General features: G+C 29.8%; 19 protein-coding genes and 1 tRNA gene. 14 read left to right on the top strand and 6 right to left on the bottom strand.

What is annotated here, in order from left to right:
* Positions 1 to 102: 102 nt before the first annotated feature.
* The 9 genes from AC1XWJ_RS07325 (at position 103) to AC1XWJ_RS07365 (ending at position 12,194) form a co-directional block, all read left to right on the top strand.
* Positions 103 to 1,194: an NAD(P)/FAD-dependent oxidoreductase gene (locus AC1XWJ_RS07325; protein ID WP_483335234.1), complete on the top strand. Its 1,092-nt coding sequence runs from the start codon at positions 103 to 105 to the stop codon at positions 1,192 to 1,194.
* 131 nt (positions 1,195 to 1,325) lie between these two features.
* Entirely contained in the window at positions 1,326 to 3,575 is a 2,250-nt protein-coding gene (locus tag AC1XWJ_RS07330) for an HAD-IC family P-type ATPase (RefSeq protein WP_483335235.1), read from the top strand.
* Between the two features lie 164 nt (positions 3,576 to 3,739).
* Positions 3,740 to 6,844: an Ig-like domain-containing protein gene (locus AC1XWJ_RS07335; protein WP_483335236.1), complete on the top strand. Its 3,105-nt coding sequence runs from the start codon at positions 3,740 to 3,742 to the stop codon at positions 6,842 to 6,844.
* Between the two features lie 168 nt (positions 6,845 to 7,012).
* Positions 7,013 to 7,801: a rhodanese-like domain-containing protein gene (locus AC1XWJ_RS07340; RefSeq protein WP_483335237.1), complete on the top strand. Its 789-nt coding sequence runs from the start codon at positions 7,013 to 7,015 to the stop codon at positions 7,799 to 7,801.
* Between the two features lie 74 nt (positions 7,802 to 7,875).
* Positions 7,876 to 8,628, top strand: a complete 753-nt coding sequence (locus AC1XWJ_RS07345) for a rhodanese-like domain-containing protein (RefSeq protein WP_483335238.1) — start codon at positions 7,876 to 7,878, stop codon at positions 8,626 to 8,628.
* Between the two features lie 32 nt (positions 8,629 to 8,660).
* Entirely contained in the window at positions 8,661 to 9,389 is a 729-nt protein-coding gene (locus tag AC1XWJ_RS07350) for a rhodanese-like domain-containing protein (RefSeq protein WP_483335239.1), read from the top strand.
* Positions 9,390 to 9,435: 46 nt separating this feature from the next.
* A complete protein-coding gene (locus AC1XWJ_RS07355; RefSeq protein WP_483335240.1) occupies positions 9,436 to 10,947 on the top strand; it encodes a TIGR04282 family arsenosugar biosynthesis glycosyltransferase in 1,512 nt (503 codons plus the stop codon).
* Entirely contained in the window at positions 10,940 to 11,626 is a 687-nt protein-coding gene (locus tag AC1XWJ_RS07360; RefSeq protein WP_483335241.1) for a TVP38/TMEM64 family protein, read from the top strand. The genes AC1XWJ_RS07355 and AC1XWJ_RS07360 overlap by 8 nt, the downstream gene beginning before the upstream one ends.
* Position 11,627: 1 nt before the next feature.
* The gene (locus AC1XWJ_RS07365) at positions 11,628 to 12,194 is read left to right on the top strand and encodes a TVP38/TMEM64 family protein (RefSeq protein WP_483335242.1); all 567 of its coding nucleotides are present in this window, start codon (positions 11,628 to 11,630) and stop codon (positions 12,192 to 12,194) included.
* 39 nt (positions 12,195 to 12,233) lie between these two features.
* Here AC1XWJ_RS07365 and AC1XWJ_RS07370 read toward each other — a convergent pair.
* The 3 genes from AC1XWJ_RS07370 to AC1XWJ_RS07380 all read right to left on the bottom strand — a co-directional run bounded on the left by AC1XWJ_RS07370 (position 12,234) and on the right by AC1XWJ_RS07380 (position 13,841).
* Positions 12,234 to 12,330, bottom strand: a tRNA-Sec gene (locus AC1XWJ_RS07370).
* A 197-nt stretch (positions 12,331 to 12,527) separates the two neighbouring features.
* Complete coding sequence (locus AC1XWJ_RS07375) at positions 12,528 to 13,097, bottom strand: TlpA family protein disulfide reductase (protein ID WP_483335243.1); 570 nt, start codon at positions 13,095 to 13,097, stop codon at positions 12,528 to 12,530.
* A gap of 21 nt (positions 13,098 to 13,118) precedes the next feature.
* On the bottom strand, positions 13,119 to 13,841 hold the full coding sequence (locus tag AC1XWJ_RS07380) for a cytochrome c biogenesis CcdA family protein (RefSeq protein ID WP_483335244.1): 723 nt from the start codon (positions 13,839 to 13,841) through the stop codon (positions 13,119 to 13,121).
* A 322-nt stretch (positions 13,842 to 14,163) separates the two neighbouring features.
* Between AC1XWJ_RS07380 and AC1XWJ_RS07385 the strand changes: the two genes are divergently transcribed.
* Positions 14,164 to 15,072, top strand: a complete 909-nt coding sequence (locus tag AC1XWJ_RS07385; RefSeq protein ID WP_483335245.1) for a LysM peptidoglycan-binding domain-containing protein — start codon at positions 14,164 to 14,166, stop codon at positions 15,070 to 15,072.
* A gap of 100 nt (positions 15,073 to 15,172) precedes the next feature.
* On the opposite strand, the gene nagA is transcribed toward AC1XWJ_RS07385, so the two are convergent.
* Positions 15,173 to 16,315 carry an N-acetylglucosamine-6-phosphate deacetylase gene (nagA, locus tag AC1XWJ_RS07390; RefSeq protein WP_483335246.1) on the bottom strand — a complete coding sequence of 381 codons (1,143 nt, stop codon included), beginning with the start codon at positions 16,313 to 16,315 and terminating at the stop codon, positions 15,173 to 15,175.
* A 148-nt stretch (positions 16,316 to 16,463) separates the two neighbouring features.
* Between nagA and AC1XWJ_RS07395 the strand changes: the two genes are divergently transcribed.
* From AC1XWJ_RS07395 to AC1XWJ_RS07410, 4 genes are all read left to right on the top strand, one after another.
* Entirely contained in the window at positions 16,464 to 17,330 is an 867-nt protein-coding gene (locus AC1XWJ_RS07395) for an ROK family protein (protein ID WP_483335247.1), read from the top strand.
* Positions 17,331 to 17,538: 208 nt separating this feature from the next.
* A complete protein-coding gene (locus AC1XWJ_RS07400; RefSeq protein WP_483335248.1) occupies positions 17,539 to 18,450 on the top strand; it encodes an ABC transporter ATP-binding protein in 912 nt (303 codons plus the stop codon).
* Positions 18,443 to 19,651 (top strand): ABC transporter permease, encoded by a 1,209-nt coding sequence (locus tag AC1XWJ_RS07405; RefSeq protein ID WP_483335249.1) that lies wholly within the window; start codon positions 18,443 to 18,445, stop codon positions 19,649 to 19,651. Before AC1XWJ_RS07400 ends, AC1XWJ_RS07405 begins: the two co-directional genes overlap by 8 nt.
* Positions 19,652 to 19,808: 157 nt before the next feature.
* Positions 19,809 to 20,804: a Tle-like phospholipase domain-containing protein gene (locus AC1XWJ_RS07410; protein WP_483335250.1), complete on the top strand. Its 996-nt coding sequence runs from the start codon at positions 19,809 to 19,811 to the stop codon at positions 20,802 to 20,804.
* A gap of 21 nt (positions 20,805 to 20,825) precedes the next feature.
* Here the strand turns inward: AC1XWJ_RS07410 and AC1XWJ_RS07415 are convergent, their stop codons facing one another.
* Both AC1XWJ_RS07415 and AC1XWJ_RS07420 read right to left on the bottom strand, forming a co-directional pair.
* Positions 20,826 to 21,380 (bottom strand): flavodoxin family protein, encoded by a 555-nt coding sequence (locus tag AC1XWJ_RS07415; protein WP_483335251.1) that lies wholly within the window; start codon positions 21,378 to 21,380, stop codon positions 20,826 to 20,828.
* 1 nt (position 21,381) lies between these two features.
* A complete protein-coding gene (locus AC1XWJ_RS07420) occupies positions 21,382 to 22,536 on the bottom strand; it encodes a BaiN/RdsA family NAD(P)/FAD-dependent oxidoreductase (RefSeq protein ID WP_483335252.1) in 1,155 nt (384 codons plus the stop codon).
* Positions 22,537 to 23,139 lie beyond the last annotated feature (603 nt).

A 23,139-nucleotide genomic window follows, 5' to 3' on the forward strand; every position in this document is an offset into this window, starting at 1 on the left:
TTTAAACTACTGCGATGACTTTTTGTTTTGATGGCATTTGCACCGATTTTTACTTTGTTATAAAATAGTTATATTGAATATTTATATTAAGGAGATTATGTGATGAAAGTTGCCGTAATAGGTGGAGGAATAGTAGGTGCAACGTGTGCTTACTATTTATCAAAGGAAAAAGTAGATTTTACAGTTTTTGATTATGGAGTAGGGCAAGCTACCAAAGCATCTGCCGGAATAATTAGTCCTTGGTTTTCAAAAAGGAGAAATAAACCTTGGTACAAGATGGCAAGATTAGGTGCAGATTTCTATTTGAAACTAGTTGGCGATTTGCAAAATGATGGCGTAGAAACAAATTTTTATAAACAGAGCGGAGTATATTTGCTCAAAAAAGATGATTCAAAATTAGAAGAATTGTTAGAGTTAGCTGAAACTAGAAAAGAGTTATCTCCGATGATAGGAGAGTTAAAAATTATTTCTTTAGATGATGCTAGATTAACTATTCCTAACTTTGATAATAATGGAAGGGTATTGTATGCGAGTGGAGGAGCAAGAATTGAGGGACAAAGATTTGTAAATTCACTTCTAAATGCGGCTCATGCAAATATTATACGAGAAAAAGTATTAATAGAAGTAGAAGATGGAAGATATAAAATTAATGGAGAATGCTTTGATAAAATTGTTATAGCTGCTGGAGCGTGGGTAAAAGATATTTTGGAACCTTTAGGATATGACGTAGATGTCAGACCACAAAAAGGTCAACTTAGAGATTATCAAATTACTGATAAAAATAGTGGGAGTTACCCTGTAGTAATGCCAGAGGGAGAGTTGGATATAATTCCTTTTGAAGACGGAATTATAAGTGTAGGGGCTACTCACGAAAATGATATGGGATTTGATTTAACTATTGATAAAAATAAACTCGATGAGTTTGAAGATGAGGCTAAGTTGTTCATGCCTATTTTGGAAGATGCTACTATAATAAATGAACGTGTTGGAATAAGAGCATATACTAGTGATTTTTCTCCTTTTTATGGAGAAATTCCTGAAAGTGAAGGCTTATATGTAGCTAGTGGTCTAGGATCTTCGGGTTTAACCACAGGAGCTTTGATAGGATATGAGTTAGTTAATATAATTATGAATAAAGATACGATATTGGATAGCAAAGATTATCTAGTAAGTAGGTATATAAAGAGAACTTAAAGATATTGAGAGTTTTAAACTCTCAATATTTTTTATTATAAAGTGTTGTAGTTATTAATCAACTATATTTTAAGTATATCGTGGTTTATTTGTGATATAATATATAGAAATAATTTTATGGAGGATTTTTTGTGAATTATTTAACTGCACAAGAAGTAGAAAATTCAAAAAAAAATGTTAGTATTATAAAACCCTACAAAACAACAAAAGAAATAATATTTTCTAATGTTTTCACGTTTTTTAACGGTATGATATTAGTGCTTGCTATTTTTGTTGCTTCAACATTTAGGTTTGAAAATTTATTGTTTGTTTTTGTTATTTTTATAAATACGATAATAGGTATTTATCAAGAAGTGAAATCAAAAAATGCTTTGGAAGAACTTAGTCTTCTTAGTAGAAGTAAATATAAAGTTAATCGAGATAATAAAATTGTTGAAGTTGATAGTGAAGAAATTGTTTTGGGAGAATTTTTGCATCTTAATTTAGGAGATCAAATTCCTTGTGACGGTACTATTATTTCTGGAGAAATAGAAGTAGATGAATCACTATTAACAGGAGAAAGTGATAATATTTATAAAAATATAGACGATAATGTGATGAGTGGGAGTAATGTTGTTAGTGGGAGTTGTATCATAAAAACAACAGCAGTAGGAGGGGATAGTTATATAAATAAACTAGCCCACAGTACAAAACAATTTAAGAAATATCCATCTAAACTTAGAGATTACTTAGATACGATTTTGAAAGTTATTTCTGTTTTATTAGTACCTATTGCGATAATGTTATATTATCGTGGAAAAGCCAATGGGGAAAGTTACGTAGAAGTTGTTCTAAAAAGTGCAGGAGCTTTAGTAGGGATGATTCCTGAAGGTTTGATCTTATTGGTTAGTGTTTCTCTAGCAGTATCTGCGTATAAATTGACTAAAAAGAAAGTTCTTGTTCAAGAATTGTACTGTGTAGAAACGTTGGCTAGAGTAGATGTTTTATGTTTTGACAAAACGGGAACCATAACTACTGGTAATATGAAAGTTGTTTTTGTTGATGATAAAGTAAAAAAAGTGTTATCTAATTATTTGAGCTACTTTAATGATGAGAATAATACCTCAAGAGCATTAAAAGAATATTTAACTTTAACTAAAGATTGGGATATTGTAAAAACAAAACCATTTTCAAGTAAGGATAAGTATTCTTATATCCAAGTAGCAGGAGAAGGAACTTATTTCTTTGGAGCGTATGAATTTTTAGGTTTAAAAGAAAATATGTCAGAAGAATATGAAAAATATAAAGAAGAAGGATATAGAATTTTAAGTTTAGTAAAAACTAATGATTTTGTAGAACAACCTATTAATACACAATTAGTAGGACATGTAATTTTGGAAGATGAAATTAAAGAAAACACCCGAGAAACTTTTGATTATTTTGCAAGTCAAGGCGTAGATATAAAAATAATTAGTGGTGATAATCATAAAGCTGTTCTTGGAGTAGCTAAGAAAGCTGGATTTAAAGAAGATGCACAAGCTATAGATATGACAACTGTTGCTGATAAAGATTTTGAACAAGTAGTGTTAGAAAATGATATATTTGGTCGTGTAATACCAGCACAAAAAGAACGAATGGTTGAAGTATTGCAAAAGAACAAAAAAACTGTTGCTATGAGTGGTGATGGTGTTAATGATGTATTAGCTCTAAAAAAAGCAGATATAAGTTTTGCTATGAATGGGGCAACAAGCGCAGCTAAGAGTGTTTCGAATATAGTGTTCTTAACTGATGATTTTGGAGTATTCTACAATATTTTGATGGAAGGGCGTAGGGTTATAAATAATATTCAAAAAGTTGCTTCCTTGTTTTTAACAAAAACATTCTTTTCTATCAATTTTGCGATATTAACAGTTCTTGTAGGATTAAGGTTTCCATTTATTCCTATCCAATTTACTATAATATCAGCTATAACTATAGGTATTCCATCGTTCTTCTTAACTTTTGAAGAAAATAAAGATAAAGTTAGAAATAACTTTATGAAAGATGTGCTAACGAACGCTGCTATCGGGGGAAGTATCTTAGTTAGTGCGATTGTTGCTGTGAATGTAGCTAGATTAGATATGCCACAAGCAGGTTTAATTTGTTTTATTTTGGCATTGATAAATGGCTTATTAATGGTTTATAAAGTTAGTTTACCGTTAAATAAACATAAATTATTATTACTAATACTACTTATAATTGGTGCGATTATAGGAGTAATAATTAATATTATGTTTTTGGGTAACAGATTTATAGCGTTATCTAATTATTCTATAATATTTTTATCTATTACTAGTTTTATTGTTTGTGTAGTTCATTTAATATCTATTAGATTAAAAAGTAAAAATTTAAAAAATTTATAATTTTAATTATATTAAATTTAAAATGATATATTTATATTTTTCTATTATAAATATTTGAATACCCGCAATATATATTGCGGGTATTTTTTATTGACTAATTATAATTATATTGTTAAAATTATTAATAAATTAAATATTTCAAAAATTTTAAGGAGTTTTATTTTATGACAAAAAAACAAAAGTTTTCATTAAGGAAATATTCTGTAGGTCTTTGTTCGGTCACATTAGGATTTACAGCAGTTGGTACTGCAATTCAAAGTAATAACGTAATTAATAGCGTAGTTTATGCAGAGGATGGAGTAAACGACAGTATAATAACTGTTATTGAAAAAGAGAATCCTGTTACTAAAGCGATTATTGCTGGAGAGATAAGAATTTGGAATAATACAAATGCACGTAAATTTCACACAGGATTATTAACGCGTGGAGAAGGATCTATTCCTAATGGTGTTAGTGAGTTAACTGGATATACGGGAGTTACTGTTCGCTTATTAGATGAAAATGGCAATGTAATTAAAGAGATGAGTTCTGGAGCTAATGGAACGCTAGGGAATTTTAGTTTTGATGAAGTTGGAGATGGGACATACTATGTTGAAATAGATAGTACGAATGTTTCGGGAGTTCCTCACACTGTCTTAAATTTACCAGCTATGCAGAAATTTAGGGTACCATTTCAGTCTTCTGCTCGTTCTAATGCAATTATTGTTAAAGATGGCAAGGTAACTGTTCAAGGACAAAGTAAATTTGATGAAAATGGCAATATAGAATTGGATGATGCAGGGAATCCTATTCCTGTATCTGACGTATTATTTGCAGTAGTTCGTGAAGCTTATGCTCTTGATTTATCAACAAGAATAGGTAGCTTTTATTTGGGAACGGAAAATGGGCTAACGGATTTTGGGAAAGATCTTAATTTATTTAAAGGATCTCAAGAAGGTGATCAAGGTGGATTAAGTTATTTTGAACAAAATGGTAATCGTTTTGCTATACTTAAAGGTATACTTTTTGGTGATTCACCTAACAATGTAATCAACGCATTACCACAACCAACGTTATCAGATGAAGAAGCAGCTTACGGTTATGAATTTGTAGGTTGGGGAGTGGACGAGAGTATGAATGCTCTATACCCAGAGTTAGCAGGACGTTTATTCACTGAATCTGAAGCATTAAATTTGTATGTCAAAGGTGATGTTAAACTTCGTGCAGTATTTAAATATCCAAGACATACTGTGACATTTGCGACAAATTTAGATAAAGGAACTATTAACGGTGGAGCTAGTGTATCAGGTGTAATAAATGGTAATGTTGTCCTATCAAGTGTATTAGATACTCTACCTGTGCCAGAAGCTAAAGAAGGATATGAATTTATCGGTTGGTATGTAGATCCAACAGAAAATGTTGTTTCAAATGATAGTATTTTGGGAACAACTGTAACAAAAGATTTAGTTTATTATGCAAAATATAGACCAGTAGAAAAAGTTGCCTCAACAGAGCCTATAATAAATCCTATATTTGATGAAAGTACTGTTGTTACTGGAATAGGAATTGCGGGAGCAACAATAAATGTTACATTACCGAACGGGGATAAAGTTACTACAACTGTTCAACCTGATGGAACATGGTCAGTAGCTTCTACAACACCACTAACTACAGGACAAGTAATCTCTGCTAAACAAGTAGAAGAAAATAAAACTTCTAGTACGTCAGTAGATGCTACAGTAATGCCGAAAAAAGAAGTAGTGTCAGAAAATCCAATTATTAATGCATTAATAGAAGGAGAAACTACTGTTTCAGGAAAAGGAATACCTAACTCTAATATAGTTGTAACTTTCAAAGATGGCTCAAAAGTTTCTACAACTGTTAATGCTGATGGAGAATGGTCAGTAGATGTACCAGTAACAGCTCTACTAGCAAAAGGAGATAATGTTTCTGTAACACAAACTGAACAAGGCAAAAAAGTTAGTGCAGCAGTTGATGGAACAGTAGTTCCTGTAATTACAAAAGGCGACAAAGGTGACCAAGGAGACAAAGGCGACAAGGGAGACAAAGGTGACCAAGGAGAAAAAGGCGACAAGGGTGACCAAGGAGAAAAAGGCGACAAGGGTGACCAAGGAGAGCAAGGAGAAAAAGGCGACAAGGGCGACAAAGGTGACCAAGGAGAGCAAGGAGAAAAAGGTGACCAAGGAGAGCAAGGAGAAAAAGGCGACAAAGGCGACAAAGGTGACCAAGGAGAAAAAGGCGACAAGGGCGACAAAGGTGACCAAGGAGAGCAAGGAGAAAAAGGCGACAAGGGCGACAAGGGTGACCAAGGGGAGCAAGGAGAAAAAGGCGATAAAGGTGACCAAGGAGAGCAAGGAGAAAAAGGCGACAAAGGCGACAAAGGTGACCAAGGAGAAAAAGGCGACAAGGGCGACCAAGGAGAACCAGGAAAAGACGGTCAAGATGGTAAAAACGGAGTAGATGGAAAAACACCAACTATAACTACAGAGTCAGGGACTGATGAGAATGGTAACACAGGAACATGGATAATCATAACAGATGGAGATGGTAATGAAACACGAGTATTTATTCGTGATGGAAAAGATGGAAAAGATGGCGTAGACGGTCAAGATGGTAAAAACGGAGAAGATGGAAAAACACCAACTATAACGACAGAGCCAGGAGTTGACGAGAACGGAAATAAAGGAACGTGGATAATAATAACTGACGGAGCTGGTAACGAAACACGAGTATTTGTTCGTGACGGTAAAGATGGAGAATGTGGATGTGATAAACCGACAGACCCAACGGATCCAACAAACCCAGTAGAACCGACAGACCCAACGAATCCAACACAACCAGTAGACCCAACAAACCCAACGGATCCAACAAACCCAGTAGAACCGACAGACCCAACAGATCCAACACAACCGGTAGAACCGACAGACCCAACAGATCCAACACAACCGGTAGAACCGACAGACCCAACAGACCCAACACAACCGGTAGAACCGACAGACCCAACGGATCCAACACAACCGGTAGAACCGACAACACCAACAAATCCAGAAAAACCAGGAACACCAGGAGAACAAACTCCTCCGTCAAGTTCAAATGGAACAACAGAAATAACAACAACATCAGGTGGAGCAACAGTTTCAAAATATGAAACAGTTAAAATGAAGAAAAAATTAGCTAATACAGGAGAAGCGACAACTTCAACAACTGTATTAGGTTTAGGATTATTATTAGTTGGACTGTACATAAGAAAAACGAGAAAAAAATCTTAATAATTAAATAATAGAGAAATAGTGATAAGTAATATCAAACTTATCACTATTTTTGTTTAGTAGAGTAGTTTATAAATAATATTTACAAAATTATGAGAAAGCGTATTTATAATTTACAATATGTGTTATAATATATTTAGGAGATTGTAATTTAAAAAGGAGGTTATTGTGAAAAAAAGAATTTTATTTTTATTACCATTTGTAGTTTTGACGGGGTGTGCAAGTAGTAATGTAGAAACTAAAAATAAAGAAAATACACTACAACAAGAAAGTAAAACTATAGATCCAGATAATAAAGAAAGACCATCGACACTGTCTTGTTGTGAGGGAGATGAGAAAGTAGAACCTAAAATATATGCTATGACAGGACAAGAATTAGTGGATATAGAAAATGATAAAAGTGAGAAAGAAAGGTATTTAGTAGTAGATACTAGATCAGAAGAAGAGTATGCTAAAGGGCATCTAAAATACGCTATAAATATGCCTCATAACAATTTCAAAAATTTAATAGGAAGAATACGTGATGTAGAAAAAGTTATTGTTTATGGGCATAATACGTCAGAAACTATATCCTTGGCAGAAGAATTGTTAGCTGATGGTTTTGTCTTTGTTTATAATGCTCAAGGTGTTGATGAATTTGCTTATAATTATGTTACTTACAACAACTTAATAGGTTCAGAATTTCAGAAAATAATAAATAAAAAAGACGGAATTTTTATAGATGGTCGAGATGAAAAAGATTTTAAAAAAGCACATGTAGAAAATGCAATTCACGCAGACTACAATAACCTTGATAATATTGAAAGTAAGTTACCAAGTGATAAAGCTAAAGCAATCTATTTGTATGACTATACTGGGGATCGTTCGGTAATAATTGCAGAACATTTGCAAAAATTAGGTTATAATAATCTAACTATATCACTAGACGGAACTAAAGAAACACAATTTAAATATTAAGAAGATTATTGAAAACGATTAATTGTTATGATACAATTACTTTGGAGGTTGCAGTAATTATATAGGAGTGCCTTATGAAATTAAGAAAAATATTAACATTACTAACCATATCTATTTTATTGGTAAATTTATCAGCTTGTTCAAAAGATAATCAGAAAAATCACGAAGAACATAGTAGTTCAGAAACAACTAATTATAATTCAGAATTTAAAGAAATAACAGGAGATGAATTACAAAAAATCCAAGATACAAATTCTGATTCAGAAAGTTATTTGCTAGTAGATACTAGGTATAGTGACGATTATAGAAAAGGACATTTAAAGTATGCGTTAAATATCCCTTTTAAAGAATTTAAAAATAATATATCAAAATTAGACTATTATAAGGATAAAAAAATTATTTTTTATTGTCATAAAAGAACTATGAGTATAGATGCAGCTAAAATGTTGTTGGAGGTAGGGTTCAACAAAGAAAATTTAGTTATAGCACCAGGGGTAAAAGAGTATAGTGATTATAAATTTGTGAACTATATTAATTATTTGGGTGAAGATTTTCAACAATTTATAGTGGAAAACAGCGGTCTAATTTTGGATGTTAGGAAAGAAGATGATTACAATAAAGGGCATATAAATAATGCAAAAAATATAGATGTTAACAATTTAGATAGCATAAGTGATGTTTTACCAAGTGATAAAAATACTTATATTTATGTTTATTCTAACAACAAAAATAATGCAGTATTAGTATCGCAAAAATTAATAGATTTAGGTTATGTTAGTGTAGTTAATTCATTATCAGGAACAGACTATTATAATTTTGAATTTTAAAAAATAAGAATATTAAAGGGAGAACTTTTACAATGAAACTAAAAAAAATATTTACGGGTGCATTTACAGCTTTACTTACAATAACTCTTGTAGGTTGCTCTACTTCTTCTAATACATCATCAAATAGTAGCGAGAGTGCAGCTACTATAAAAGAAATGAGCGGAGAAGATTTAGCAAAAATACAAGGTGATAAAGACCAAAAAGAAAAATATCTTGTTATAGATGTTCGTTTAGCAGAAGAGTATCAAGCTGGACATTTACAACATGCTATTAATATAGCTGTCGGCGATGTTAAAGCTAACGTAGATAAACTTAAAGATTGGAAAGAAAAGCCAGTTATTCTTTATTGTAATACTGGTAAGAAAAGTAAAGAAGCTGCTGATATACTAATAGCAGAAGGGTTTAAAGATGTTACTAATGCTAAAGGTGTCAAGGAATATACAGATTACAAATTAGTTAAATATGGCAATGTTCTTGGAGAAGATTTCCAAAAGGCAATAACTGATGGTAAAGGGTTGTTCTTAGATGCACGTAAATCTTCTGATTATGATAAAGGGCATGTAAAAGATGCTAAAAATGTTGATTCAGAAAACTTAGCAGATATTGAAAAAATATTACCAGAAGATAAGAATGCGCCTATTTATACTTATTGTTATAGTGGGAATAGATCAGGAGTAGTTACTCAAAAATTAGTAGATTTAGGTTATACAAATGTAACTAATGCATTAGATGGAACGAAAGAGTTCGAATATAAATTTTAAAAATATAACAAGGAGGTAGGGGACGTAAAGTCCCTTATTTTTTAATATGACAGGAGTAGTTATTTTATTTACTAGAGTACCTAAAGAAGGAAGTACAAAAACTAGACTTTATGATTTTGTAACTCCTAGAGATGCGGTAGAAATTCAAAAAATATTGTTAAAGGATATATTTTATAACTTAAAAAAATGGGGTTTTGAAGTTGTAGTGTGTCATAATGGAACGAAAGCAGACAATAAAGATATGGTAAAGTTATTAGACGCACAAGAAAGTTTATTTTTTTATCAACGAGGTGATACGTTAGGATTAAAGATGTATAATGCTTTTAAAGATGTATCAAAAATTTATCCTAATGAAAAATTAATATTAATAGGATCTGATATAGTAAATATTTCCAAAGAAATATTAGAAAAATCTTTTGCTGAATTAGAAAATAATCAAGTGGTAATAAATCCAACTTTTGATGGAGGATACTATTTGATAGGTTTAAATAATTTGAATAAAGAAATTTTTACACTGTCAGATTATGGAACAGAGACAGTATTTGAAAGAACTGTTAGTATTTTTGAAAAAAATAACATTACATATTATGTAGGAGAAAAATGTTTGGATATTGATACTAAAGAAGACTTACTAGCTTATGAGACAGGTTTTAGAAATATATCGTTATTAGGTGCAGGAGAATACAATGTAAATTTTCTTTATGATTATAGTAGTGAAGAAAAAAGAATTTTACGCCTTAATATGCGTAGTCAAATGAGTTTAGCTAACCAAATGGCTTATGAATATCATACATTAAAGTTATTAGAAGATAGTGGAGTAACCCCTAAGGTATATAGTTTAGAAGAAAGTCCTAAATTAATTCCTTATAAATATTTGACTATGGAATATTTAAAAGGTCGTCCATTAGATTATGAAAAAGATATGGATATTGCGGCTTATTTATTAAGCAAAGTGCATAATCATAGTTATCCACGTAATAATGAATTAATATTAGCAGAAAATCCATTTCAACTAATGTATGAGGAGTGTAGTAATATGGCATCATATTATCTATCTTGGAAAGATGGGGATTCGGTAGTAAAAGATTATTTAAACAAGTTTTTAGCTATTTGTAAAGATAAATTAACAAATGATTATAAATTAACTAATACTTGTATTATAAATACAGAGCTTAATTCGGGAAATTTTATAATAGGTAGTGGCAAGAGTGATAGTTACGTTATTGATTGGGAAAAAGCTCTTATCGGAGAATGTGAGCAAGATCTTGCACATTTCTTGGCGCCTACAACAACGTTTTGGAAGACAGATAAAATTTTGAGCAAAGAAGAAATTGATAAATTTTTAGAAGAGTATCAGAAATATCGCAATTTTTCGAGAGATAAATTTGAAGAATATTTTATTTTTACTTGTTTACGAGGTGTTACTTGGTGTAGTATGGCGTATAAAGAGTATATATTAAGAGAAAAGTTATTGACAGATGACTATACTTTTAATAAAATATCTTCTTATTTAGATTATGAATTTTTGAAAATGTTGGAGAAGTATTTTAGTGAATAATATAAAAAGGTTTAGTTACACTATGTTATTTTTGGTGTTAGCTTTCGTTTCTTATAAGGTTATCCCTAACATAGAGGAAGTTATACAATATCAAATAAAGTTACTAACAGAAGGAAGTATTGAAGATATAGTTAATTATCAAAATAGTTTTGGTTCTATGAAACCAATAGTTAGTATATATTTTATGATTTTACAGACGGTAGTATCAAGCATAAAAGCTAGTAACGTCATTTTGGCGAATAATGAACTGTACGGTTGGTATTTTGGAGGTTTTATATCTTGGATAGGTGCTATGATAGGAGCAACTATTAGCTTCTTTATAGCTAGAAATATCTTGCATTCACTTGTTAGACATATTCTTAATAAGAGATATTTAACAATTATGGACAATTATTTTGAAAAATATGGAGCATTAACTATTTTAATGATTAAACTATCTAAATTTCTGTATTTTGATTTAATAACTTATTTAGTAGGATTATCATCAATGAGGTATTGGAAGTTTTTAAAAGCGGTGGCTTTGGGTCAGCTAATACATACATTGTTATTGTCTTATACCGGAGTTGTTAAAAAAGATGTAACCTTATTAGATTATTTCGTAAGTTGGGTGAGTCCTATTATGATTTTAGGATATATAATTTTTAAAATTTCAAAAGATGTTCAAGAAAAGAGGGATTAATATGCAAGAATTTATTGCTAGTTTTGGTGTATTTTCACCAATAATTTACTTGTTAGCATTTGCTATTTTGCCAATATTTTTCTTTCCTGTTCCTATTTTGGCAGTTGTAGGAGGAGTATTATTTGGTTTTGTAAAAGGGAGTATTTTAACTTTTATAGGAGCTAGTATAAATTGCTATTTAATGTTTATAATATCTAGGAAATTTGGGAGAGATTATGCCAAAAATTTGTTAAAGAAAAGATTATCTCCGAAACAACATGACAAAATTTTTAACGTTAGTGATGAAAAATTAATGGTTAGTTTAGTTGTATTAAGGCTTATTCCGTTAGTTCCTTATAATTTAATAAATTACGGATATGGGCTTACTAATATTAGTTTGACTAAATATATGATTGCAAGTGTCTTAGGAATTATTCCTGGAACTATTGTTTTCTTAAATTTTGGAGCAACATCTACTAATATTTGGAGTATAGAATTTTTGATATCGTCAATATTAGTTTTATTGCTTACATTTGGATCTATTTATATTTCTAAAATAATAGAGAAAAGAGATAATAAGAAAAAATAATAGAGGTGTACAATTGTACACCTCTATTTATAAAGACATTGGCGGGAATGTGTGGGAATCGAACCCACCCAAGAGGCTCCTAACCCCTCATACTAGTTTTGAAGACTAGAGAGCACACCAGAACTCATCCACTCCCAAAGTTATATATAATAATTATACAAGAAAAATTGTATGAAATCAATATAAAGTTTGTATATAAATAAAAATCGGTAGAAGACATAACTAGTATAATCTTCTACCTAGAAAAGGAAAGTTTATGAAGTTTTCTAAATAAAATTAATTATTTAGACAATTCGTATTATATAACTCAAAACTTAAATGAACTTAAAATTTTTATTTAAGGTTATTTATATTTTCTATTAGAGTTTCTTTATTCAAAGAGCCGACAGTTTTTGCGTTAATTGTACCATCGCTATTTATAAATATATGTGTCGGAAAAGATCTAATACTGTAATTAACGTTAAACCTATCATTTGTATCAAATAAGACAGGATAAGTAATTTTATGAGTATCAATTTTATTAACTATTTCTTTTTTTGAATCGTTGCTACCTACCGCATTGTTAAATCCTTCATCGTTAGGGAATGTCATAGACAAGAATACAATATCATCTCTATCTTTTAGTTCTTGATATGTTTTTTCCAATTCTGGCAATTCTCGAATGCACGGGCCACACCAACTTGCCCATGCATTAATATAAACTTTTTTCCCTTCAAAATCACTCAACTTCACATCATTACCGTCAATATCTTTTGCGGTAAAGTTGTAGGCTTTATTCTTTGTAGTTTCTTCTGATTGAGCTTTATTTTCAGAATTGTTATTGTTATTTTCTGTTGTATTGTTTGAACAAGCAGTTAAAATTAAACTACTAGCTAGTAATGTAATTAAAAGTTTTTTATTCATAATGATCTCCTTATTATATAGTTAGAAAAAATATTTTAGTATAAAGTTTTGGAATGATCCGGTTAAAATAGAAATACCTATAATTATTAGGATTATTCCTGATATTACAATAGTATATTCCAAAATTTTGTTGTGCTTTCTTAATAATTTTAATATAGATGATGCAAATATTGCTACTATAATAAATGGAAGTATAAATCCTAAACAATAAACAAGTATTAGGAGATAACTTAATATACCTGTATGGGTGCTTGCATATAAGAAAACACTAGCTAATATTGGTCCTATGCAAGGTGTCCACGAGAAGCTAAATGTAAAGCCCATAATAAATGATATAGCAGGGTTTGCTCCTTGAAGTTTATTAGAAACTTTAATTTTTTTCTTTAAAGAAAATTCCCTTTTAAAAAACTTGAGCTTCAATATGCCAAGTTGTAATAATCCCATAAAGATTATAATTATACCACTAATATACTTTACAATATTAATATGCTGTTGCAAAATTGTACTAATAAAACTAGTTGCAAATGCTAGAATAAAAAATGTTGTAGAAATACCTATAATAAAAAATATTGAATTTATAGCTGTTGTTTTGCTGTCTAGAATAACATTACCATCTTTAGTTTTTTCTCTTTTCCCTGCCAAAATACTTAAATATATCGGTATAATTGGAATTACGCAAGGAGAAAAGAATGATAATACACCTTCTATAAATACAGCTATAAGTTTGATGTTTTGAAAATCCACTTTTATATCTCCGTTAAATTAATTTGTTTTCCAATTTAATAATATAATAAATAAAACAAAAAATAAAGCGTTATACATTTTATAAAAATGTTATGAAATTAGGAGGTATTACTATATTGTTTCTAAAAATTACATAAAAGTAACAGGAGATATTTCTTATTTCAGAATAATATCACTATTGTTACAATGTTGTTACAACTATTGAAAAAGAAAGAAAAGTATACTAGAATGTAATTTGTAGTTGAGCTATATGTATAGTTGTCAACTTTTGTATTAGACAATATGAGAAATTTAAATTGACATTTAAGGAGAAAATATATAAATGAGTAAATTAAACAAATTAGTAGCAGGAACGGCAGTTGTGTCGACAATAGCATTAGGATATACAGCACTTGCTGATGCAGATATCTATACGGTAAAATCTGGAGATACTCTTTGGGATATCGCTATGAATAATGGGACAACAGTAGATCAACTTATGAGAGATAATAACTTAAGTAGTAGTTTGATTTTCCCAGGTGATCAACTTTCTTTTGAGTCAGCAGCTACACAAGTTGCTCAAGCAGAAGTTAATGGAGGAGAATATAAAGTTGTTTTAGGAGATACTTTATTCAAAATTGCTAATAAGTTTGGAACAACAGTAGATACATTGGTAGCTAATAACAGCATTGAAAATCCAAACGTTATAATGGTTGGTCAAGTTTTAAACGTAAGTAAAGAAGTAGTAGCAAAAGCAGAAGCAGTTGCTGAAGTAGCACAAGAAGCAAAACAAGAAGAGCAACCAGTACAAGCAGAAGTTAAAGCTGAAGCTCCAAAACAAGAAGCAGTACAACAAGCGGCTCCTGTAGCTGCAGCTCCAGCGCAACAAGTAGCGGTGCAACAAGCTGCGCCAGCAGTATCAAGTAACAAGGCAGCATCTATTTATGCAGCAGCTAGAGCACAATTAGGAGTGTACCAAGATTGTACTATGTTGGTAACTAATGCGTTACGTTCAGTAGGAATTAATTATCACAACTGGCCAGCAGGATATATGAGTTTAGGTACTGTAGTATCAGCTGATCAAGCACAACCAGGAGATTTAATTTACTATGCAAACGGAGGAATGGGTCTAGCTCATATCGCTGTTTATGCAGGTAATGGACAAGCTATCCACGGAGGATGGAACGGAAACCAAACAGTAATGGCAAGTGCTTATGTAGGGAGCGGACCAGTATTTATCCGTGTACACTAATTAAGTTAATAACAAAAAAGATACTTCAAAAGCGAAGTATCTTTTTTTATTTTCAATTTTAGTTTTAAAAATGTCGGAATAATTTTTTGTTTATGTTGTTTTATATTTTATAAACTATCTTGCCGTTTGTTATTGTCATTATTACTTCGTATTGATCTGATATAATTGTAATATCTGCATCATACCCTGTTTTTAAGATTCCTTTTTTGTTTTGGAAGCCGAGTAATGTTGCAGGATTTTTTGTGCAAGAATTAATAGCGCAATTAATTGGTATATTAGCATCTTCTATTAAAAGTTTTAAACTATTTATCATAGTTGCTGTTGAACCTGCTAATGTACCATCTTCTCTAGTAACTAATCCTGTCTCGTCGATATATATTTGTTCGTTTCCGAATGTAGTCTTACTTTGTTTTAAACCTTTTGCGCTAATAGAATCTGTAATTACTATGCCATAGTCTTTTCCTTTTGATTTAAAAAATATTTGAAGTGCTTCTATTGTAGAGTGAATACCATCACATATTATTTCTCCAAAAATTTCATCATTGTTCAGAGCAAATCCTACCTGACCATTATTTCTATGATGAAATTCAGTCATACCATTAAAGACGTGAGTTTGAGATTTAGCTCCGTTAGCAAAAGCTAGTAAACTCTCTTTATAATTAGCATTAGAATGTCCTAGGCTTACTATTATATTGTTATTTGTTAAATATTTTGTAAGTTTGTAATCTTCATCTAGCTCACAAGCTAATGTTACTAATTTAATATTTTGATTGCTAGTTGAATTTAGTTTTTTAAATAGTTCAATATTAGGAAGTGTTATATGTTCTATAGGTTGAGCGCCTCTATTATTGTTATTTAAAAAAGGTCCTTCCAAATGAATTCCCAAAATTTCCGCTCCTTCGTATTCTGTATTCATTGCATTAGCTACATTTTTTAGAGCTTTTGTGAGAATTTTTTCTGATTGGGTAATTGTTGTCGGTAGAAATGATGTAACTCCTTCTTTTGCGATAGTTTTTGCCCACATAATAATGTCATTTGTATCGGAATCTGTAGTATCGTAACCATAGCCGCCGTGTGTATGTATATCAATAAATCCGGGCAATATTCTATTATTTCCAAAATCGAAATCAATATCAATATCGGTATTATAGTCTAAAATTTTATTCATTTTGCCGTTTTTAATTTCTACAATAAGTGGTATAAATTTTCCTGTACACCAAACTCTTTTACTTTTTAATAACATAATTATCCCTCTTGATTAAAGTTTTAGATAATAACAATTTTATATTCCAAAATAATTTAAGTCAATAGTTTTCCTTTGTAGACGTATAGTCAATTTATTAGAAATGTTGTATAATAGTTTTATATTATTTTTATAAAAGGAGAATTATATGTATTTAGGAGTAGATGTAGGAGGAACTACGATAAAATTTGCGGTAATTAATGATGAATACAAGATTGTTCTTCATGAAGTATGTAATACGCCAGATAATAAAACTTTGAGAATAGTTGATGAAATCTACCGTATAGCCAAAGCTATAAAAGAAGATTTTGATTTCCAATATATAGGAATTTCTACTTCGGGAGTAGTAGATGTAAATAAATCAGAAATAATTAGTTCAGGACTTAATATTCTAAATTATGTTGGAACTAATTTCCAAACAGAGTTAGGTGATAGACTAGGTGTTGAAGTTTATGCAGACAATGATGTTAATTGTGCTTTGCTAGGAGAACAATGGTTAGGGGCTGCGCAGGGGTTAAACGAAGTTTTTTGTTTGACACTTGGGACAGGAATCGGTGGAGCTTATTATTTAAACGAATTGCCACAAGGATCAAACTTTAGTGTTGGAGAAATAGGTCAGGCTCGTTATGATTTTGTAACGAAAACTAATTATGAGCAAAGAGCATCTACTATTGCTTTAGAAAGAAGAATAAGAAGAGAAATCAATGAAAATCTATCTGTAAAAGAATTCTTTAATCTTTGTAAAGCCAACGATGAAAAATCATTGAAATTGTTAGATGAATGGATTTTTCATCTAGCAGAAGGGATAGTAGATATGTTATTAATATTAGATCCAAAGTATGTAATTATAGGTGGGGGTGTATCTCGTCAGGGTGATTATTTGATAAATATAATTGAAAATAAAGTTAGAGAACTAAATCCTATTAAGATTAATAAAACTAAATTCTTAGTCGCTAAGTTAGGAAATGAAGCAGGATTGTATGGGGCAATTAGTCCGTTTGCGAAAAAGAAATAATTGTAAATTATAAAGATATTTAATCAGCATATTATGTCTGTTAAATATCTTTTTTATTTTTGATACTAATATATATATATATATATATATATATATATATATTAGTAATTTAACGGTTACAGAATTTGTATGGCTAGAATAGAAGCCTTTGAAAGATATTGAAAATTTTAGAAAAATTATATATAATATTATAATAGGAGGGATGAAAATGTTATTAGAATATAGAAATATTCATAAAAGTTTCGGAGATAAAAATGTTTTAAGGGGCGTTAGTTTTACGGCAAAAAGTGGAGTAGCTAATGGCTACTTAGGGCGTAATGGTAGTGGAAAAACTACTAGTTTTAGGATTTTATTAGATATTTTTAGACCTGATAAAGGAGAAATACTTTTAGATGGAAAGCCAATAAATAGAAAGGATGTAAAAATTGGCTATTTACCAGAGGAACGTGGTATGTATGATGGAGTTGGTCTTGTGGATCAATTGGTTTACTTTGGTATGCTAAAAGGAATGGATAGAGCAAGTGCGACAAAAGAAGCGAAAAAATGGTTAGAATTTTTTGATTTGGAAGATAATAAAAAACAACTAAAAACTTTGTCAAAAGGTAATGCTCAAAAAGTTCAAATTATTCAATGTATTATTAATGATCCGGATATTTTGGTGTTAGATGAACCTTTTAGTGGGTTAGATCCAGTTAATGTAGGTAAGCTAAAAGAAGTTATTAATTCAGCTATTGCAAAAGATAAATTAGTAATTTTTTCTTCTCATCAAATGCCAGTGGTTGAAACTTTCTGTGAAGATATCAATTTATTAGAAAAAGGAGAAATTATTCTTAGCGGTAATTTAGAAGATATTAAAAAAGAATATGGTCATGGAAGAATGATACTTAAATCTGTAAATTATAGCGATGATCAATTAATAGAAGTTTTAAGAAACGAAGATTTTGGTATAGATTTTTCTAGACAGGATAAGTCTTTAGTGCTAGATTATAAATCTTCTGATAGTAAAAATAAACTTATGAATTATTTATCTAAAAGTGATATAGAGATAGATGAATTTAAGCTTTATAAACCTAGTTTAGAACAAATATTTGTAGAGAAAGTGGGTGATTTTAGTGAGTAATTTATTAACTGTTTTTCGTTTTGAATTTAAACAATTTTTAATCAAGAAATCGACTATTATAACTTTTTGTATTTATATAATATTAGCTTTTGGAGCTACTTTTATACCTAGTATTTTTGGAGAAAGTGGACTATTTTCTGGGGAAAATGACAATAGTAACTTTGAACGAAGCGCGTATGTAATAAAAGATGTTGATAATTTTAATATAGACAAATCGTATCTAAAAGAAGCAAAAGAGTATTCTGATAGAGCAGCTTTGGAACAAGATATTAAAGATGGGAAAATAGATGAGGGAATAGTGTTAACTAAAGATAGTTACGAATATTTAGTTAAATCATATTCTCTAACTGGGTCAGGAAGTCAGTTTAATGATATTTTTGATACTTTTGTTAAGAAGTATATCTATGAACAAAACGGTCTAGATTATATGAAAGTGCAGTCGGTAGATGTATCGGTGCCAAAAGCTAATAAAGTTGCTGTATCAGGAGAAGATGGTTTGTTAGTATCATCTAAAGCAACAGTTATCTATGTATTATCTTTTGTAATGTATATGATGATTCTTATGTTTGGATCAGTTCTTGCTACAAATGTTGCTCGTGAAAAAACGAATAGAGCTATGGAGTTGTTAGTTATTAGCGTTAAACCTAGTATATTGATATTAGGTAAAGTATTTGCTTTTTGTTTAATAGCGTTATTACAAGTAGTTGCACTTTTAGGGGCTGTATTTATTGGCTTGAAAATAAATATTGATAATTATTCAGATGCAATAAAAGCTTTACTAAAAAATATGGATTATAGCTTTGTTGCTGTATGGGTACTATTTGCTTTAACTGGGTTAATTATGCTTATGTTCTTGTTTGCAGCTTGTGGATCGCTAGCTAGTCGTATAGAAGAGGTAAATACAGTTATTACTTTACCTATGCTTATGTTTATAGGTTCTTTTATAGCGAATGTATCTCTTATGTGGAATTATGATACAAAATTATTTAAGATTCTGTCTTATGTTCCGTTTACGTCTTATTTTGCGATGGGAACTCGTTACGGATTAGCTAATATATCTATATCAGAAGTTATTGTATCTTATGCAATATTACTTGTCACAACAATTATTATTGCTGTATTATGTAGTAAAATCTATCGAAACGCTACTTTGAGATATGGTCAAAAACTAAGTTTCTTCAAGATGATTGTTAATAAATAAAAATAGAAAGACCGATACTGAAATTAGTATCGGTCTTTTATTTATAAATAAGTTTTGTATTCTATTACTACTGTTTGACAAACTTTATTTGGAAAGTTAGAATTATTATATTGATTTAATTTTTATGTTTAGAATTAATACTATAGAGGAGGCATCAATGGAAAATTACGAAGTAACTCTTAGTGCTTCTAAGATGACCTATCAAGTAGAAGCTATGAGGTTATTGAATCACAATAAAACGATAATAGATAATTATATTGAAGCATCAAAAAGATTGAATACATTTCCTAGTTGTTTAAATTATGTGTCTAGTTTTTATGATGAAAAGACAGGAAGTAGTGGTACATTATTTCATAATACTTTAGATAATAATTATATACTAGCATATACTGGTACTAATCCTTATACTGATGCACAAAAAGATATAGAAGCGGACATTTACGGTATATTATTAGGGCAAGGCACTCATTATTTATCGTGTTTTAAATTTTATAAGAGTGCAAAAGAAGAGTACGGTAATAATATAATTTTGACTGGTCATTCGTTAGGAGGTAATATTGCTCAAAGAGTAGCTATAGAATTTAATGTCGAAAAAACGTATATATATAATTCAGCTCCTTTATATATAAAAAACGGAGTGGAATTGCTTATGGATGTTAATGATGATAATAGGGAAATATATACTAAACGAATCAGGAAATATAAAAATAATGTAAGGAAAATAGATGCTAAAATAACGGAATTTACAGGTGAAATAATTCATTTTTCTTCTGAAGAAGATGTTTTGAATAGATTAATGAGTTTATTGAAAGATGATGCTGTTTATGTAGGGACAAACTATATTTTAAAAAAAGCTGGATGGCATTCTATAAAGTTGATTGAGCAAAGTAATATAGACTTGATAAAAAAAATAATATCTAAAGAAAATTTTTCAAAAGATAGCTTAGCGACAAAATATGTACCAATAAGCAGAGATGAAAAATTGACTTTACGAAATGTAGCTCAAGATAAAAAACTATCTTTGGAATATTTTTTTGAATTATTTATAGGAAATGATAGAATATTGCAATTTTTTGAAAATATAGTTAAAGATATAGATATGAGTAAATTTTTGCTATATTTAATTGAAAAGATAGAAGTAAAAGATAATTAGAGAGTATTTTTATAATACTCTCTAATTATTTGTTGAAGAAAAACTCTTTAAATTTAATGTATTTTCTATCCAAATTTGAGCGTTTGTTAAATCTTCTTTTGTAGGGTGTGGTTTTGAACTTTCTACCCAATCAAGCATAGTTTGATCGATTTTATGAATAAAGTTTGGATCTCGCCAAGTTAGAACTTTAAACACTATTAACACTTTAGGATCAATTTTTCCTTGACATATAAAAGAATCCAAAACGTTATTATTTAAATCTAACATATATTGTTTAAAGTTATTTATAGAATCCTGAGCGTGATAGTGATCTATAGGTACTCCACAAGTCATAAAGATTGCGGTATTTTTATTACGGATATTTTGAGTTTCTATAAAATTAATCATATTTTTGTTGGCAGTTCCTTTGTCTGTCCAGCATCCCAAAATATAGAAGTCATAATCTGGCAATTTTGTTTTTGCTTTTTTTATGTTTATGATATCAACTTCAGCAAAATTTTTTATTCGTTCGTAAATAGACTTTGCTACTTTGTATGTATTTTTTGTTTTTGATGAATATGCTAATAAAATTTTCATGTTAACTCCCTATTGTTATATTAAATTTATCTTTTATGGCGTCTGCAACAATCATTCCTGTATACCAAGCTATCATTAGATTATAACCGCCAATCTCCCCGTGTAAGTCTAATATTTCTCCTGCAAAATATAAGTTTTTTATTTTCTTATGTTCACAAGTTTTAGGTGATATTTCTTTTAATGATACTCCTCCTGCTGTCGTAAATGCATACTCTATTGGAAAAGTTTTTACATTTTTTAATTCATATCTCTTTATTTTGTTTGTTATAAATTTTCTTATTTCTTTTTTATTAGGATTTTCCGTTGGAAAATACTGCATAATATGGTTATAAAATCTTTTTGGGAATTTATCTTTTAGGTAGTTGTTATCATTCCATAAGTAATCAAATAATTGTTCTTCTGTATATTCGGGTAAAAAGTCTAAAAATGTATCACCTTCTTTTCTAGCAACAAATTCGCCCATGCTAATTGCGACAGGGCCACTTATCCCTTTGTGTGTAAACAGAATACTACCTGTGAAACTTCTTTTTTTATTGAACATTTTCACATTTGTTAAAGAAAGTCCAGATAATTCTCTAAAATCTTGAAATTTTAGAGCGACTTCACTAGGATAAATATCAGTAAATTTAACTCCGTATTTTTTTAGTGTTTTGTGCATTGATCCATCGCTGCCGCTTTGTGGGTAACTTTTTCCTCCAGCACAAACTACAATATTTTTGCCATAAAATTGTTGTTCTAATGTTGTTACTCCTACAATTTTATCGTTATCAAATATTAAGTCTGTAACTTTTTGATTTTTTTTAAGATTTATGTTGTGTATTCTAAAGCAGTCCACCACATCTCTTGCTTTTTCGCTAGCGGGATAAAGTCTGCGATTTTCTTGCTTTAAAGGAAGTTTGTGATTTTTAAAAAATTTATATAAATCATATTTGTAATAAGCGCTACGTAAAAATCTTCCATTATGGATGGCTTTTTCTAATTCGCTAGGGGGATCGCTAGATAGGACGTTACATCTACCGTTTCCGGTCATAAGTAACTTTGTTCCTATTCTCTTAGTTCCTTCTAATAGCAATACTTTTAGATTAGTATTATTTAGTTGGTCTGCAATCATAAGTCCAGAGCTTCCGGCTCCTATAATTATTAAGTCATATTTCATAGTTAGATTATCCTTTGATTTTTAATGGTTATAAAATTTAAATATAAAAACAAAAAAGAAAGCATTATCTTACAAAGAAAAAATAAATAATAGAAATTTTTATTTTTATTTTATTTTATTTATAGTTATATAACAATATATGAAACAAACATATAAACAGATGAAAACAAACAATGTAAAATATACTTTAAATAAATATAACAATGATTTAATAGTTGTCATTAGTTGTTATATTAGCATATCTAAAAAAGAAAATAAAGTATAAATAAATTATTCATTTTCAAAAAACAGATATATAACAATAGTTTACAAAATAAAATTATTGTGCTAAAATACAAACGTAAAGTAATTTAAGTGATATAATACTGTTTTATATTAAGGTAATGTTTTCTAATGATTATTTTATAACTTATTACGGTCTTTGTCTACTTAATATTACTTAAAAATAAAAAGGAGTGTCATAATATGGCAAAAGCAAAAGAAGTAACATTAAATCCTGTAGAAGAAGTAAATGTGCTAGTAGAAAAAGCACAGGTAGCACTATCAGAGTTCTTGAAAATAACGGAACAAGAAAAAATAGACGAGATAGTACAAGCTGCGGCA

Source organism: Gemelliphila sp. 1F1 (genome assembly GCF_056897515.1).